The 15,085-nt window shown below is 46.5% G+C and carries 13 protein-coding genes; 8 read left to right on the top strand and 5 right to left on the bottom strand.

From position 1 onward, the window contains the following. Positions 1 to 27: 27 nt before the first annotated feature. The 5 genes from polA to DESAL_RS14980 all read left to right on the top strand — a co-directional run bounded on the left by polA (position 28) and on the right by DESAL_RS14980 (position 6,583). Positions 28 to 2,742, top strand: a complete 2,715-nt coding sequence (polA, locus tag DESAL_RS15000; protein ID WP_015852829.1) for a DNA polymerase I — start codon at positions 28 to 30, stop codon at positions 2,740 to 2,742. A 139-nt stretch (positions 2,743 to 2,881) separates the two neighbouring features. After that, positions 2,882 to 3,184 carry a DUF1844 domain-containing protein gene (locus DESAL_RS14995; protein ID WP_015852828.1) on the top strand — a complete coding sequence of 101 codons (303 nt, stop codon included), beginning with the start codon at positions 2,882 to 2,884 and terminating at the stop codon, positions 3,182 to 3,184. 115 nt (positions 3,185 to 3,299) lie between these two features. Then, positions 3,300 to 4,352: an N-acetyl-gamma-glutamyl-phosphate reductase gene (argC, locus tag DESAL_RS14990; RefSeq protein WP_015852827.1), complete on the top strand. Its 1,053-nt coding sequence runs from the start codon at positions 3,300 to 3,302 to the stop codon at positions 4,350 to 4,352. A 106-nt stretch (positions 4,353 to 4,458) separates the two neighbouring features. Beyond that, positions 4,459 to 5,715 carry an EAL and HDOD domain-containing protein gene (locus DESAL_RS14985; protein ID WP_015852826.1) on the top strand — a complete coding sequence of 419 codons (1,257 nt, stop codon included), beginning with the start codon at positions 4,459 to 4,461 and terminating at the stop codon, positions 5,713 to 5,715. Then, the gene (locus DESAL_RS14980; protein WP_015852825.1) at positions 5,705 to 6,583 is read left to right on the top strand and encodes a CheR family methyltransferase; all 879 of its coding nucleotides are present in this window, start codon (positions 5,705 to 5,707) and stop codon (positions 6,581 to 6,583) included. Before DESAL_RS14985 ends, DESAL_RS14980 begins: the two co-directional genes overlap by 11 nt. A 65-nt stretch (positions 6,584 to 6,648) precedes the next feature. Here DESAL_RS14980 and DESAL_RS14975 read toward each other — a convergent pair whose 3' ends face one another. The 3 genes from DESAL_RS14975 to DESAL_RS14965 all read right to left on the bottom strand — a co-directional run bounded on the left by DESAL_RS14975 (position 6,649) and on the right by DESAL_RS14965 (position 9,918). Then, the gene (locus tag DESAL_RS14975) at positions 6,649 to 7,026 is read right to left on the bottom strand and encodes a response regulator (RefSeq protein ID WP_015852824.1); all 378 of its coding nucleotides are present in this window, start codon (positions 7,024 to 7,026) and stop codon (positions 6,649 to 6,651) included. Between the two features lie 212 nt (positions 7,027 to 7,238). Then, positions 7,239 to 9,290, bottom strand: a complete 2,052-nt coding sequence (locus tag DESAL_RS14970; protein WP_015852823.1) for a ribonucleoside triphosphate reductase — start codon at positions 9,288 to 9,290, stop codon at positions 7,239 to 7,241. Continuing rightward, positions 9,238 to 9,918 carry an anaerobic ribonucleoside-triphosphate reductase activating protein gene (locus tag DESAL_RS14965; RefSeq protein ID WP_015852822.1) on the bottom strand — a complete coding sequence of 227 codons (681 nt, stop codon included), beginning with the start codon at positions 9,916 to 9,918 and terminating at the stop codon, positions 9,238 to 9,240. Before DESAL_RS14965 ends, DESAL_RS14970 begins: the two co-directional genes overlap by 53 nt. Positions 9,919 to 10,438: 520 nt before the next feature. Here DESAL_RS14965 and DESAL_RS14960 point away from each other — a divergent pair. Further along, positions 10,439 to 10,963 carry a hypothetical protein gene (locus tag DESAL_RS14960; protein WP_245543748.1) on the top strand — a complete coding sequence of 175 codons (525 nt, stop codon included), beginning with the start codon at positions 10,439 to 10,441 and terminating at the stop codon, positions 10,961 to 10,963. Here the strand turns inward: DESAL_RS14960 and DESAL_RS14955 are convergent. Next, positions 10,929 to 11,231: a zinc-ribbon domain-containing protein gene (locus DESAL_RS14955; RefSeq protein ID WP_041721931.1), complete on the bottom strand. Its 303-nt coding sequence runs from the start codon at positions 11,229 to 11,231 to the stop codon at positions 10,929 to 10,931. The two genes, DESAL_RS14960 and DESAL_RS14955, sit on opposite strands and share 35 nt — an antisense overlap. 291 nt (positions 11,232 to 11,522) lie before the next feature. Here DESAL_RS14955 and DESAL_RS14950 point away from each other — a divergent pair, with 291 nt between their 5' ends. After that, the gene (locus DESAL_RS14950) at positions 11,523 to 13,106 is read left to right on the top strand and encodes a hypothetical protein (RefSeq protein WP_015852819.1); all 1,584 of its coding nucleotides are present in this window, start codon (positions 11,523 to 11,525) and stop codon (positions 13,104 to 13,106) included. A 78-nt stretch (positions 13,107 to 13,184) separates the two neighbouring features. Here DESAL_RS14950 and purU read toward each other — a convergent pair whose 3' ends face one another. After that, a complete protein-coding gene (gene purU, locus DESAL_RS14945) occupies positions 13,185 to 14,054 on the bottom strand; it encodes a formyltetrahydrofolate deformylase (RefSeq protein ID WP_015852818.1) in 870 nt (289 codons plus the stop codon). A gap of 263 nt (positions 14,055 to 14,317) precedes the next feature. Here purU and DESAL_RS14940 point away from each other — a divergent pair, with 263 nt between their 5' ends. Further along, entirely contained in the window at positions 14,318 to 14,977 is a 660-nt protein-coding gene (locus tag DESAL_RS14940) for a trimeric intracellular cation channel family protein (protein ID WP_015852817.1), read from the top strand. The last annotated feature ends 108 nt before the right edge of the window (positions 14,978 to 15,085 follow it).

Genomic DNA, 15,085 nt, shown 5'->3' with positions numbered 1-15,085 from the left:
TGCAGGGTTTGAACCCGAAGGCATATAATGGCACTCAGAGATAAATTGAATTTTGATGGCGACCCCCTGTACCTGATTGACGGTTCAGCATTTTTTTACCGCGGCTTCCATGCCTACCCGGACCTCAAGCGTTCCGACGGTGTGCCCACCAATGCCATGTTTTTTGTGTTGCGGACCCTGCTCAAGGTCATCAAAGAAGAGAAACCGAAATATCTGGTTTTCATTCTTGACGGTAAGGGCAAGAACTTCCGTCATGAGCTTTACGACCAGTACAAGGCTCAGCGTCCACCCATGCCTGATGACTTGCGCTCCCAGATTGAGCCGCTCAAGGAAGCTCTCAATGTTATAGGTGTGCCGCTTATTGTCTCCGAAGGTGAAGAAGCTGACGATTGCATTGCTTCCCTTGCTGCCCGTTATAAGTCTGAACGTCCGGTGGTTATCCTCGGAGCGGATAAGGATCTCAAGCAGTGTCTTGATGAAAATGTCTTCATGTGGGACCCCGCAGGAAAGAAGGAAAAGATCACCTCTTTGGCTGATTTCCGCGAAGATACCAAGCTGGAGCCGGAACAATGGGCTGATTTTCAGGCTCTGGTAGGTGACTCCGCTGATAATATCCCCGGTGTGCCGGGAGTGGGAAAGGTTACCGCCACCAAGATAATGGCCGAATACCCGACTCTGGAAGATATCCGCGACAACTACGACAAGCTCAAGCCCGCCATCCAGAAGAAGATGAAGGACGAGCTGGAAAATATTTTTGTTTATCGTGAACTGACCCGCATGCGGCTGGGCAGCTGCTCCGATTGCGACCTCAAGCAGTGCGAACTTCGTTCTGTGGATGGTGACAGGGCTGCGGAATTTATGACTACCTACGAATTCCGTTCACTTGTGCGGGATGTAAAATCTTTGTTTTCCGCTACTTCAGGTTCTGGAGTTCCTGCTGGAAATTCCAAGAAATCGGCTTCCGGTCAGGCTTCACTGTTTGGCGAAGAAGATACGACTTCGGCTGCCAAGCCCAAGAAATCAGCCTCCGGTGGCGGACAGTTTTCCTTGTTCGGGGAAGCTACTCCGGCTCCTGCTGCACCTGAAAATCGTCTTGAGCTCAAGAAAATTTCTTCCGCATCTGAACTTCCAGACTTCACAGACAAAGAAGTCGGTCTCGTCCGCGAGGGCAATATCTTTTTCATCGGCGTTGATGGCGATGAGTTGATGTGTAAGGTCACTGCCGCTGAGCTTGCCGCCGGATTGCAATCAGCGAAGACAATTGTTGTGGCTGATGTGAAATCATTTCTGCGTGCTGATGACGCGTGGGGGCAGATTCAGCTTTTCCGCTGGTTTGATTTAAGCCTCGCCGCATATCTGCTCAATCCTGAAGAACGCAACTATGCCTGGGATCGCTTGCGGGCTATGCTTTTTGCCGGGGAAGAGCTGCCTGATGCGGTGGATGAGGTTCATCCCGACGCTCAGGGGATGGCTGCGCTGGCTCTTATGCATGTGCTTGGACCCCGCATTAAATCCGCAGGTCTTGATGAGCTGACAGCAAATCTTGAAATCCCGCTTATTCCTGTTCTGGCTGATATGGAAAAAGCCGGGATCACCATTGATCTGGATGCGTTTGCTGATTTCCTGACCGAGGTAAATGAACGTATTAACGAACTTACCCGCGTTATCCACGAGCGTGCAGGTGAACCGTTTAACATCCGCTCCAGCCAGCAGATGGCTACTGTTCTATTTGACTCCCTCGGCCTTAAGCCGGGTGGCAAGACCCCTAAAGGGGCACTCTCTACAGCCAACTCCGTATTGGAAAAACTGAGCGGACAGCATGAAATCATCACCGATATTCTTGAATACAGGAAGATGGAGAAGCTGCGGTCCACTTATCTCGAACCTTTGCCCAAGCTGGTTAATGCCAATGGGCGTATCCATACAAATTTCAATCAGCTGGCAACAGCTACCGGACGTCTTTCCAGTTCCGGTCCCAACTTGCAGAATATTCCCATTCGCGGGGATCAGGGCAAGCGTATGCGGGCCTGTTTTACTGCCGGGGAAGGCTTGCGTTTAGCGGCTGCGGACTATTCGCAGGTTGAGCTGCGCGTACTGGCTCATTTCTCCGGTGATCCGGCTCTTGTTTCCGCTTTTGAGCATGATGAGGACATTCACTCTCGCACAGCTGCGCTCCTTTTTGACCGTGATCCGGCAGACGTTACTTCCGATGAGCGTCGTAATGCCAAGACCATCAACTTCGGTCTGATTTACGGCATGGGACCGCAGAAGCTTTCCCGTGAACTGGGTATCAAAATTAACGAGGCGAAAGAGTTTATCGCCAAGTATTTTGAAAAGCTTGATGTGCTTAAAGAATTTTACGATTCCGTGGTGGAGCAGGGACGCGAAAAAGGTTACGTAACCACTCTGTCAGGTCGCCGCCGTCTGTTGCCGGAGCTCCATTCCACCAGTCCTCAGATTCTGTCTCAGGCACGCAGGCAGGCTATCAACACCGTTATTCAGGGAAGTGCAGCTGATATTATCAAGATGGCCATGATCAAGGTGGCTGATAATGCTGAAATTAAGCATCTTGGCGGCAGGTTGATCCTGCAGATTCATGACGAACTTTTAGTTGAAGGGCCTGAAGAGAATATCGAGGAAATCGGCAAGCTCCTGCAAAAAGATATGCAGACTGTGGCAACTCTCGCCGTGCCGCTCAAAGTAGATCTGGGTCTGGGGCGTAACTGGGCGCAAGCACATTAATATCTCCGGCGGTTTAGCCCGCATATGGATCTTTGTTTTTTTGATAAACCTCTCAGCTTTGAGAGGTTTATTTTTTAAAATGCTTGAATCTTACGGTGAATATTTTTAGAATCCGCCAGATTACTTAAGGAGTTCAATTATGTCTGATGATAAAAAGTGCGGTTGCGGTAGCGAATACGCTAAGGATATGCCCATTCCCGAGGTTAATTTCTCAACATTTGTCATGTCCATGAGTTCTTCCGCTATGGTTCATCTGGGCGAAGTTCCTGATCCTTCAACCGGTAAGGTTGAGTTCTCTCCGGTGCTTGCCAAGCAGTCCATTGATGTACTTGCAGTGCTTGAAGATAAGATCAAGAACGGCATGACCGCCGATGAAGAACGACTCCTCTGTGAGATGCTTTACAATCTGCGCATGAAGTACGTGCAGAAAACCAAGAAATAGCCGACCTTTTCGACATTTCCTTTGTGCCCCGAACGGGCTGTCTTTATATACCGATCATTCCGGGCGTGCTCAGTCGCGCCCTTTTCTAAAATATTTATCGCAAGGATGGATAATTATGAGTGCTGTACCTGTAGGACTTGTAGGAGTAACCGGATACACCGGAATGGAACTTACCCGTATTCTGAGTAATCATGACGGGATGAAGCTTGTCCGGGTGACTTCCCGTGCTGAGGCCGGTAAAAAACTGGCTGATATTTATCCTTTCCTTAACGGCATGGAGCTTGGCGGGCTTGAAATCACCGCCCCGGAGGTTGAGGACCTTGCTGAAGCCTGTGATCTTGTTTTCCTTGCTGTTCCGCATAAGACCGCCATGAATATCGGTGGTCAGCTTTACGATAAAGGCATCAAGGTTGTGGACCTTAGTGCCGATTTCAGGATTCGTGATCGTGAGACCTACGAAGCATGGTATAAGGTGGACCACACCCGCGAAGACCTGCTTCCCGAAGCAGTCTATGGTCTCCCTGAATTTTATCGTGATCAGGTTAAAGGCGCCAAGCTGGTTGCCAACCCCGGCTGCTATCCTACTTCCGTCATTGTCGGTTTGACCCCTGCCTTGCGTGAAGGTCTGGTTGAGACTTCCGATATTGTCATTGATTCTAAATCCGGTACCAGTGGAGCAGGGCGCAAGGCTGCTGTAGGAACCCTTTTCTGTGAAGTTGCGGATTCCTTCCGTGCTTACGGTCTGACCACCCACCGCCACACCCCGGAAATTGAGCAGGAACTTGCTGTTGCTTCCGGTGAAGATATGACCGTTTCTTTCAACACACATCTGCTGCCTATTGACCGGGGCATCCTTTCCACCATTTACACAAAGCTGAAGCCGGGTGTGACTGCCGCAGATATCCGTGCAGCGTATGAAAAGGCATATGGAAATGAAAAGATGATCCGTTTTCTTTCCGAGGGACAGTTGCCGGAAACACGCTGGGTGCGCGGAACCATGTTCTGTGATGTAGCGGTTGTTCCTGACGAGCGTACCGGAAGGCTGATCATTCTTGCCGCCATTGATAACCTCTGCCGTGGTGCATCCGGGCAGGCTGTTGCCAACGCCAACCTGATGCTTGGTTTTGAAGAAACCAAAGGCTTGTCTCTTGCTCCGATGATGCCTTAATTCCGGATTCTTTATAATTCATCTTGATTGATATTAAGAAAACGCTGAGGTATAGCTCTGCTAACTAAATAGTATTTTTTTAAATTATTTTGGGGAATGCGAAGTTATGGCGGAATGTTCGGATGTTTTTCTAGATTCTTTCTTTGTTGCCAGACAACCTGTATTTGACGTGCATAAAGGGATCTGGGGGTATGAATTGCTTTTCCGCAATTCCGAAGGGAGTAATGTTGCTGATGTGGGTGACGAGGATGCAGCCACATCGCAGGTTATTGCTGACGGTTTCGGATTGATACAGGAAGATATTGATGAAGGACAGAGACTGCTGGTCAACTTTCCCCGCAATATGCTTCTGGAGGGTGCTGCGGATTTTCTGCCCGCCGAAGTTTGTGTTGTAGAGATTTTGGAGCATGTTCAACCAGAGCCCGATGTTCTCGAAGCCCTTAAGGAATTGAAAGAACGCGGCTATGTTCTGGCGCTTGATGACTACATCGGTCAGGATGGTTTTGAACCTTTTATTGAGTTGGCGGATATAGTCAAAGTCGATTGTCTTGACTTAAGTCCTGATGAGCTTGTTAATATCGTTGGCAATCTCAAACAATTGGACGTGATGCTTCTTGCTGAAAAAGTTGAAGATAATGAAATGTTCCAGCGCTGTCTGGAGCTGGGTTTTGATCTTTTTCAGGGCTTCTTTTTCAGTCGTCCGGAGATTATACCCGGAAAGAAAGTCTCTACCAGCAACCTTAACCGCATGCAGCTTTTGAGTTCCATCAGTGGTGAAGATTTTGATGTTGATGATCTGACCGAGGCTATTAACTCCGATGTTTCCGTGAGTTACCGTCTGTTAAAGTTCATGAATTCTGCTGCATTTGGATTGCCTAACGAAATTCATTCCATCAAACAGGCCATTACCTTGATTGGTTACAGGAAGTTGGCCGGTTGGCTGCGCATGATTCTGCTTTCAGACATGAGTTCCGGTCCGGCAGGTAACGAGCTTGCTTTTCTGTCCATTAAAAGAGCCAAATTTTTGGAGTTGGTGTGCTTGGAAATGAAGCATTGTCCGCTTCCAGCTGAATCAATGTTCATGTTGGGGCTGTTTTCCTTGCTTGATGTCCTGCTGGGCAGGCCGATGGAAGAATTGATGGAAGAGTTGCCCGTAGAAAAAGAACTTATGCTGGCCTTGATTGGTAAAGAAAATAATGCTTCGTTATATCTTGATTTGGTCAAATGTCTTGAGAAAGCTGAATGGGATAAGTTGGGGCGTTTGATTATGGGTAATAATCTTTCTTCTCTTGCTGTGGCCAGAAGTCATATGGCAGCCATGCAGTGGGCCAATGAGGTTGTCCTGATGGGACGTGAAGATTAATCTGATCGAGACAGGTGAAGATAGCATCGTGAGCAGGGAATACGTTAAGCTGGATAAAAAAGATTTTGAACTGCTGCGTAAGCAGATATACCGCATGTGCGGGTTGACCATTTCTGAGGGTAAGGAATACCTGATCCAGCACCGTTTCAAATCCTTGTATCAGTCTCGCAATTGTCGTTCCTGGGGTGAGTTTTATAAACTTCTGGTATCAGGAGATACCCATTTCAAGGAAGAAGCGGTATCGGCAATCAGCACCCACGAAACCAGTTTTTTTCGCGACAATCATCCCTTTGCCGCTATCAGAAACAAAGTGCTCCCTGAGCTTGTGAATAAACGCAGGCCGGGGGCTAAAATAAAAATCTGGTGTGCTGCTTCATCCACAGGGCAGGAACCTTACTCACTTTCCATGCTTATTCACGAGTGGACCAAAACAGTTGGAGGAATCTCTCATACTGATTTTTCAATCCTCGCTACTGATATTTCCGGGACAGTTATTGAGCGCGCTAAACAGGGGCTTTTCAGCAGGCTGGAGAAGTCGCGCGGACTTCCGTCCGGGTATGATAAGTATTTTGAGCAGGACGGAATCAATTGGCAGGTATGCTCTTCTGTAAAGTCGCTTGTTGCTTTCAAGAAGTTTAATTTGCTCGATTCTTTCAGATCCTTGGGGCAATTCGATTTTGTTATGTGTCGTAATGTTTTGATTTATTTCGATGATGCGACAAAGATTGATATCGTTCATCGTATTCACGATTTGTTGCCGGACAAAGGATACCTCATGCTGGGGGCTACAGAAACACTGGCCGGACATACAGACCGTTTTGCCACCGAACATATGGGGGCAGTTCTTCTTTATCGTAAAACGCGCTGAATAAAATAAAAAACCGCCAACTTCTTTTCAAGAAGCGGCGGTGAGCATTTTCAAATATCTACCCGTTAAATATCGTACTTTGTGCCGAATAAGGTTCTGATTTTCTGGATGAACATATCCATATCAGCAACTGGTTTAAGCAATACGTTGTCCGAAGAAATACCGTAGGCGCGGACATCCGGCGGAACTGCATAGTCAACCGATCCGGTGTGGATGATGAAATCCATATCCGGGTGCAGTTCTTTTAAATGAATGATGAGATCATTGCCATGCATCACCGGAAGACGCATATCTACTATGGCGATGTCAGCATGTTCAGTTTTCATCAGATTCAGGGCTTCTTCGGCACTCCCCACCGAAATGACATCAAGGCCTTCGTCTTCAAGGTAGTCGACAAGGTTTTCCCTGACCATCTGCTCATCATCTACAACCAGAATTCGCATATACTCTCCATCTCATATCATCTGTGATTCTTTGAGCAATGAAGTCCAATGAAATCAATCTTAGACTTGTATCATTTTCACTATTAACCATAATGCAATGTATTTTTCTTGGCAATGAAAATGAGCGCAAAGTTAAGCTTTGTGAATTGAAATGAAAAAAGGGAGATCTTTTCAAAGATCTCCCTTTGTAATTTTAAAATGCGATATCGATGTTAGCAGCAGAACGTGTTGTAAACCTGCCTGTCTTTGTATTCTGCTTTTTTGCCTTCATTCCATTGTTTAACCGGACGATAATAACCGACAATTCGGGTATAGACTTCCGATTCAGAGCCGCATTCAGGGCAGGTATGGTGCTCGCCCTGAATATATCCGTGCTCTTTGCATATGGAGAAGGTCGGTGTGATGGACAGATACGGAATCTTGGTGTTGCGGAAAGCTTTAATAATAAAGCTTTTCAGGGCATCAAGATCAGCTGTGGATTCTCCGAGGAAGGTGTGGAATACCGAGCCGCCGGTGTAGAGGGGCTGGAGTTTATTCTGATGGGTAAGCGCCAGAACAACATCTTCGGAAACTCCCACCGGAAGGGTGGTGGAGTTGGTGTAATAAGGAGTTCCGTTGCCGGAGGTCTTGATGTCGGCGTAAAGGGATTTATCGATTTTAGCCAGACGGTAGCTGGTTCCTTCAGCCGGTGTAGCTTCAAGGTTGTACAGGCTTCCGGTTTCTTCCTGGAATTGGGAGGTCAGATCTCGCAGGTGGTTAAGCACCCGGGTCATGAGCCTAACTCCGGAAGGAGTCTCGATTCCCTTGCCCAGCAGGTTCAGGCAGGCTTCATGTCCGCCCAGCAGCCCGATGGTTGAGAAATGTCCTTTGTAACCGTTCTTGAGATAGCGGCGTGACCACGGGAACATGCCGTTATCAAGGTTGGTCTGGATCAGTTTGCGTTTGAACTCAAGGGAGTTCTTAGCCTGAATTGCGTACTCCTCAATTAAATCGAGGAAATCCTCTTCACCCTGAGCCAGATAAGCAAGCTTGGGCAGGTTGAGGGTTACTACGCCGATAGATCCGGTCAGGTCCCCTGCTCCGAACAGTCCGCCGACCTTGTTGCGCAGTTCCCGCAGGTCCATTTGCAGACGGCAGCACATGGAGCGCACGTCTTCGGGATTGAGGTCTGAGTTAATGAAATTCTGGAAATAGGGCACACCGTATTTTGCGGTCAGATCAAGCAGGGTATGGCCGATTTTTGAATCCCACGGGAAATCTTCGGTTACGTTGTATGTGGGAATGGGAAAGGAGAAAATGCGGTTGTGCTGATCTCCGTTGACCATAACTTCAAGGAAGGAGCGGTTGATCATCTCCATTTCTTCGGCATATTCGCCGTAGGTGCTATCCTGAAGTTCTCCGCCGATAATTACCGCTTCCTTGGCTATATGCTTGGGCGGAACGAGGTCGAAAGAAAGGTTGGTGAATGGGCTCTGGCCTCCCCATCTGGAGGTGGTGTTCAGGTTGAACACGAATTTCTGCATGGCCTGACGTACTTCCTCATAGCTGAGGCCGTCATGACGGATGAACGGAGCTAGGTAGGTGTCAACGTTGTTGAAGGCCTGAGCGCCTGCCCATTCGTTTTGCAGTGTACCGAGAAAGTTAACCATCTGGCCGAGGACTGCGTCAAAGTGACGTGCGGGCCCGGCACAGGAACGGCCTTCAAGGTTGAAACCTTCGAGCAGCAGATCACGCAGGGACCATCCGGCGCAATAACCGGCCAGTCCGTAGGAAAGATCATGGATGTGGAAATAGCCGTGCTCGTGAGCCTGTCTGATTTCCTCAGGGTATTTTTCAAGGGCGTAACGAGCCTGAATTGTTCCGGAGAGATGAAGCATGAGACCCTGAAAGGAGTGGGTCATATTGGCATTTTCAGCCACGCGCCAATCACTTTTTTCAAGGTATTCGTCTATTGTTTCCTTGATGTCGAGATAAGCGTCTTTCTGATTTCTGAGCCTGCGGCGGCTGTCACGGTAGAGAATGAATTTTTTGGCAACGGAGTGCAGACGGGAATCCATAAGCACTTCTTCGACCATATTCTGAACATGTTCCTGTTCAGGAATGTCGACTCCTTCGAGCTTGTACTCAACTTTTCTGGCCATGCGTTTGGCCATGAGCGGGTCTTTAATTCCGCTTGCGCTCAGTGCTTTGAAAATGGCCTGTGCAATTCGCTCAGTCGACCAGGTCTCCAACCGGCCGTCTCGCTTCATTATCTGCGTGGGCATGATCTCTCCTTGGAGGAATGTAGTTCTGGATGGTCAGTTCAAAACCATCCGGAAGATAACTCTTGGCAGTTTCAACATCTTCATCTGTAAGGATGGGTACCTTGGTAAGACGAAAATAGAAGGCTTTGGGGTTGGCTTCGGCAAGCTCGAAAATCCTTTCAAGGTTTTTCTGTGCCGCTTCAGCGGTAACGGCCTGCCCGGTCAGAGCAGGGTACTTTTCATACGGTCCTTTAACGTCAACGGCGAACATGTCCGCCAATCCCTGCTGGAGAATATCTTCAAGAATATCGGGAAGCATTCCGTTGCTGTCCATTTTAATGGGCAGTTTGGATACTTGCCTGACTTCATAAAGAATTTCACCAAGGTTCGGTACCGTTGTAGGCTCGCCACCAGTGATAGTGACCCCGTCAAGCCATTTTGCTCGGTTCCTTAGGAAAGATTTCATGTCTTCTCTGGACAGAAGGTGCAGTCGCTCCATATTCCACGCCATGTCGAAGTTATGGCAAGTGGGGCAGTTTAAATTGCAGCCACCGAGGAAGAATACGCAGCAGGACTTGCCGGGCCAGTCGCAAAGACTGAGCGGCTCAATACCGCGGAGATGATTCCATCCAGAAGAGAGTTCGTTCATGATATTTATTTACTGAATTATGTGTTTTTTAGAGAAGGCTTTTGCCTTTGTTTTGTTTCAGGTCCCGTAGATTATGGGCTGAATCAATTTCAGAGAGAATACTAACTCAGGGGCTGAGTTTTGTACAGGGGGGTGAAAGAAAAATTGTTGTTACATTGTCATTATTAGCGTTTATATGAGATTATGAGTAAATATCAGAAAATAGAAAAAGTTTTCCACAAGTTCATAACCTTCAAACAGCACGAAAAAACAGGACTTTTTCTAAACAAAGTTTAGAAAAAAAAGTTGTTCTTAATGCCGGGAATCGGTTTTTGACAAGGTATGGGAAAATAGTAAGGAAGGTTGTGCGGTTGCACAAAATGATCAGTTCTTTTAGCATAGCAGCATGTGATTTGAAAAGAATTTTTGTAGCGAAATTTGAAATTGTTGTGCGCTGCTATGTCACTCCAAGGCTAAAGCCGGTCATCATTCCGGCCGAAAAGTTATTTATCTGAAAACGTACCCTTTTTCGTGAGGTATTATGAGAAGCCTTTTGCTCATTATTATATTGACTGCTATTTGCCATGTGCCTTCTACGGCACAGGCCAGAAGCATGGAAGAGGAGCGAGCTCTGTGTTTGACCAGACAAGCTCTCGCCCGTGCCCAGTGCAAGGATCCGCACGAGTTCAGCTACGTTGGTAAAAAAAGAGATAATATTTACATCTATAATTCTTTTTATGGGGCTAAGTATACGGATTTCTTCTGTAAGATAGACGATGGTGAAATTACAATCATGTCCCGTAAAAAGAAATTCCGGCGTAGCGTTAAATATTATATTGATGAGAATGAGTGTGGGATTATTGAATACTTTCCTGCTTCCTGCACAAAGCGTTCAGTGATCAAATGTTGTTTTCCAAAATCTGAGAAAGAACTGAAGGCTGATAAGGAAGCAGAATTCTGGCAGCGTTCCGTACCTGACTTGTTGAAGGAAGATCAGGAGAAGGCTCTTAAGGCATTACAGAACAGGACCTCTAAATCTTCCGAAACCAAGCCAGAAGAGCAATAGCGGGAGTAAGTGCGTAGAGGGGCCAGTAAACCTGATTATAAGTAAAAAATATTACGGCTCCGAGTAGAAACAGAGCGTAGACCCATGCTTCACCGTGCTTGGAAAAGCGTTTGTTTTTTTCCAGTTTCAGGTGAAACATTTCCCGGCGTTCCTGTTGGGATATTTCGGATTCCAGCCGTTTTCGGCCGGATTGAAGTTTATGCCCGCATTTGGAGCAGGCTTTTGCAGCATTGTTGTTCTTTTGGCCGCATTTAGTGCAGGTTATCATTAAGCTGTAATCCCTCAGAAGGTTTCAGGTATTAAGTTTCAATGGTCTTGGTAAATAATAAAATAGGTGTGACCGTCAATATTTTATTTGTTTATATGGATTAAGCAAGAAAAGTACCATTGTTTTCAGCAGGTTCTTTTTTTAAAATCGATTATTTTGGGAGGTCACTCCAGTTATATTTCTTGCATAAGTAGTGTATGTTAAGGCTTATAATTCTAAACTTCTTGACTATTATAGCTGAATTGAGACATTTTCATGCAAATAATTTAAGAAATTGTGGATGGAGTTTTCATGAGTGACGTGTCCCAGGAAAATGCGCAGATTCCTGATAAAGATAAGCGGATTGATTTTTACCTGAAGGTTCTGGCTCGCCTGAAAGAGCGCAGCACCCTGCGTGAAGTGCTTGAACGCGAGGTTTTCCTTGAGTTCATCAAGTACAATAACAACCGCATTAATGAATTCCCCTTGCTCGAAAAGCAGCAAAGCGGGATTATCGCGCTTTTATGTCACCGTTCTATTGATCTCCCATCGCATGAGTATATCAAGAAGATCCTCAGTGAATTCATCTTGATGATAGGTCGTTACAGCAAGCTTAAAGACGGCAAGGATAAGGATGCCTTGGATGGCATACGTTCCCGGCTGATCAATGCTGAAACCCTGCTGATCAAGACTGTTCAGGGTGTGGTTTATGCTTCCTGCCTTATTTCCGATAACTTTGAGGAAGTAACCCTTCGTCATCTCGGTGAACCTGCGCTCAAGAAGTATAATGCTTTGCTTGAACAGTTTGAGATGGATAAGGATTTCTGGAATGCACTGATTGAGCAGTTCATCACACAGGAAGTCGAATCATCCCTTAACGAGATAATTACCAAAGAACGCTACACGCTTACCCGGGATAAGAATTACGTTATACTGCGTTTTCCGTTTGATGATGTGACCGGGCGTTTTTCCGCTGATCTCCCAGCCATTGATAAGACAAGAATTCAAAATGCATTTGAGCAGGTCGGCGCAGATGAAGAGTCTGCGGAAGTTCTGAAGATGACATATAACTCGCTGCTTGATAGCGGGGTTCTGATTCAGGGTGATGAGCCTGTAAGTAATGATACTGTTGAGCGGATTGCCCGCATTGTCTGTATCGATCCGGCCACTACTAAATTTAAGCAGGATTATGATGCTGCCATGGAAGCCTTGCGTGAGTCTGCATATTCAGCGGATAGTGCAGAAAAAGAGGCGGAAATGGCCCGTAACATGCAATTTTCACAGGATCAGATTGGGGCATGTGCTATCGGGGTCAGCCTTACTCTCGATATCGTTGTCCGTGAATTTTTGCTGGGACTTAAAAATTTTACCCAGCGTGATGAAAAGGTTCTGACCATTTTCCTGCGTATGTTCGGGGTGGAAGCCTTGGATAAACTTTTCTTTTACCTCACTGAAGTTAAATTTTCCTCTTTGCTTAAGAGTAAAATGCAGGGTGAGGAAAGTAAGATGCAGCTGCGTGTGCTTAAGCGCAGGCGTGCTTCTACCAAGGATGTGTTGGCACTCAATGAAATTGGTATGACCCGTATCCGGATGGCCAGACTCTGGCTTAAAGATTCTGCAAATCAGAATTGGTTGATTTTTAAGCAGAACAATGCTCAGGATCTGGTAAAAGAAATGCAGCTGCTGGCTCTTGAAAAAGAATTGGCAACGGCAATTCTAAGGCTTTACGAGAAAGGTGATCACAAGGTCGAGTTTCTTGTCTTCATCAGTTTGCAGGCTGTTGCCAAGGCAACCAAGGATATTCGCGGCAAGCTCAATGATCTGTTCATGCGTTTCGGTATCGGTGAGCAGAGCGATGAGCAACTGGCCAAGAAGTTGTCGGCCTCTGCAAAGTAAAATTTATATTTCAAGCAATAAAAAAGCTCTCCCTGTTGTAAACAAGGAGAGCTTTTTTTGTTTTCAGATCAATCAATACTAAGTAAATACAACGGTTTTGTTGCCGTCTACCAGTACTCTTTCAGTCAGGTGCCATTTTACAGCTCTGCTGAGAACCTGACGTTCAATGTCGCGGCCAAGGACTTTGAGTTCTTCATAGTCGTGGCGGTGTGAAACGCGGATGACGTCCTGTTCAATGATAGGACCCTGATCCAGTTCCTCGGTAACATAGTGGGCTGTTGCCCCGATGAGCTTAACACCACGTTCTCCGGCCCTGCGGTAAGGGTCGGCACCTACGAATGCAGGCAGGAAGGAGTGGTGGATGTTGATGATGCGGTTAGGATAGGCATCAATCAGTTTGGGGGTCAAAATCTGCATGTAACGGGCGAGAATGACCAGATCGGCATTGCCTTCCATCAGCTCAAGGATTTTGTTTTCAGAGGCTTCTTTGTTGCCTTTTTCCACCGGAACGTGATGGAAGGGAACATCAAATGACTCTACTGCCTTACGCAGGTCGTCATGGTTGCTGATGACCATTGTGATTTCGGTGTGGAGCTCATCTCGCTTGGCTCTCCAGAGCAGGTCCATGAGTGCATGGTCGAACTTGGAGACGAGGATAGCTGTTTTTTTCTTGATCCATGCGGGATTAATATTCCATTCCATGTCAAATTTATCAGCAACCTTTTCGGCGAATTCCTGTCTGAATTCTTCAAGGCCGTCTTCAATTCCGTTCATGTGAAATTTCATTCTGAGGAAAAAACGACCTCCAACGGGGTCACTGGAATGCTGGTCGGAATGGATGATGTTTGCATTCTTGGAAAACAGGAAACCGGAAACCGCAGAAACGATACCGGGTCTATCCTTACAGGATACAGTCAAATATGCTGTAGATTCTCTTGATGATGTCATTGTTTATCTCGATATAAAAATAAAATTTGTTCCAAAAAAAGGGAATTCTTTTAACAAGCCTGCTCTTGGCAGGCAAGTCAAAGTAGTAGGCGTGAACTATTTGAAATTGAGGGCCTTTTTAAAAAATATATTTAAAAATTTCGAAATTATAAAAAAACGACTTTACAACTGTTGAATCAGAAATTATTTCAGGCTCGATTTCGCTTTTAGTAAAAGTGAGCATTTAAAAAATAAATGCAGTCTATCTGCTTTCGAGGTTGGATATGAGTGTTTTGAACGGTGAAATGGTTCAGTCCGCAATCAACGGATTTATGTATTTCGGCGATATTGTATTCGCAGTCAGTGGCGCTTTGGCGGCTGGAAGACGCAGGATGGATATCGTCGGCTATGTGTTGATCGGAACCATCACAGGGCTCGGCGGAGGCTCTTTGCGTGATGTTTTGCTGGATCATCCTGTCTGGTGGACTCATGAGCCTGTGGAGTTGTACCTGTGCATAATGGCTACATTGCTAACTTATTTTTGCCGTCTTGAAATTAAAGACCGCTATAAGGCTACTGCATGGTTTGACGCTCTCGGATTAAGTGCCTTTGCAGTTACCGGAAGTACTGTCGCGTTTTTGCAGTCTCAGGTGCCGTGGACAGTTGCTGTGTTCATGGGAGTCATGACAGCAACCGGTGGCGGGGTAATACGCGATTTACTGACCGGAAATAGGCCCATGATTCTTTGCGGCGAGCTTTACGCCGTGGCAGCTCTTGCCGGGGCGTTTGTCAACGTGGGTATGATGACTTTGCATGTTCAGCCCGAAGTTGCCATGGCATCGGGATTTATGGCGACTCTGGTTCTACGTGGAGCGGCAGTGGTCTTTGATATCCGGCTTGGTCCTCCCGGCGAATTTGTCCGAGTTGGTGGACGCAATAAATAGTTATAATATTTTGGCCCCTGTTTTTTCAGGGGCTTTCTTTTTTCTGCCACTATAAAATTAGTGGAAATTGTGTCTTTATGTTGGCTGGCTTCTGAAGTAATTATCTGG

It is taken from the genome of Maridesulfovibrio salexigens DSM 2638 (assembly GCF_000023445.1).
In the GTDB taxonomy this organism is placed as follows: domain Bacteria; phylum Desulfobacterota; class Desulfovibrionia; order Desulfovibrionales; family Desulfovibrionaceae; genus Maridesulfovibrio; species Maridesulfovibrio salexigens.
Note: the sequence above shows the minus strand (reverse complement) of the source record. Positions and strands in the feature narration are given on the sequence as shown.

What these genes read in the sequence shown, in the direction of transcription:
- polA (WP_015852829.1), top strand. Translation starts at nt 28, where the DNA reads ATGGCACTCAGAGATAAATTGAATTTTGATGGCGACCCCCTGTACCTG.
- DESAL_RS14995 (WP_015852828.1), top strand. Translation starts at nt 2,882, where the DNA reads ATGTCTGATGATAAAAAGTGCGGTTGCGGTAGCGAATACGCTAAGGAT.
- argC (WP_015852827.1), top strand. Translation starts at nt 3,300, where the DNA reads ATGAGTGCTGTACCTGTAGGACTTGTAGGAGTAACCGGATACACCGGA.
- DESAL_RS14985 (WP_015852826.1), top strand. Translation starts at nt 4,459, where the DNA reads ATGGCGGAATGTTCGGATGTTTTTCTAGATTCTTTCTTTGTTGCCAGA.
- DESAL_RS14975 (WP_015852824.1), bottom strand. Translation starts at nt 7,026, where the DNA reads ATGCGAATTCTGGTTGTAGATGATGAGCAGATGGTCAGGGAAAACCTT.
- DESAL_RS14970 (WP_015852823.1), bottom strand. Translation starts at nt 9,290, where the DNA reads ATGCCCACGCAGATAATGAAGCGAGACGGCCGGTTGGAGACCTGGTCG.
- DESAL_RS14965 (WP_015852822.1), bottom strand. Translation starts at nt 9,918, where the DNA reads ATGAACGAACTCTCTTCTGGATGGAATCATCTCCGCGGTATTGAGCCG.
- DESAL_RS14960 (WP_245543748.1), top strand. Translation starts at nt 10,439, where the DNA reads ATGAGAAGCCTTTTGCTCATTATTATATTGACTGCTATTTGCCATGTG.
- DESAL_RS14955 (WP_041721931.1), bottom strand. Translation starts at nt 11,231, where the DNA reads ATGATAACCTGCACTAAATGCGGCCAAAAGAACAACAATGCTGCAAAA.
- DESAL_RS14950 (WP_015852819.1), top strand. Translation starts at nt 11,523, where the DNA reads ATGAGTGACGTGTCCCAGGAAAATGCGCAGATTCCTGATAAAGATAAG.
- purU (WP_015852818.1), bottom strand. Translation starts at nt 14,054, where the DNA reads ATGACATCATCAAGAGAATCTACAGCATATTTGACTGTATCCTGTAAG.
- DESAL_RS14940 (WP_015852817.1), top strand. Translation starts at nt 14,318, where the DNA reads ATGAGTGTTTTGAACGGTGAAATGGTTCAGTCCGCAATCAACGGATTT.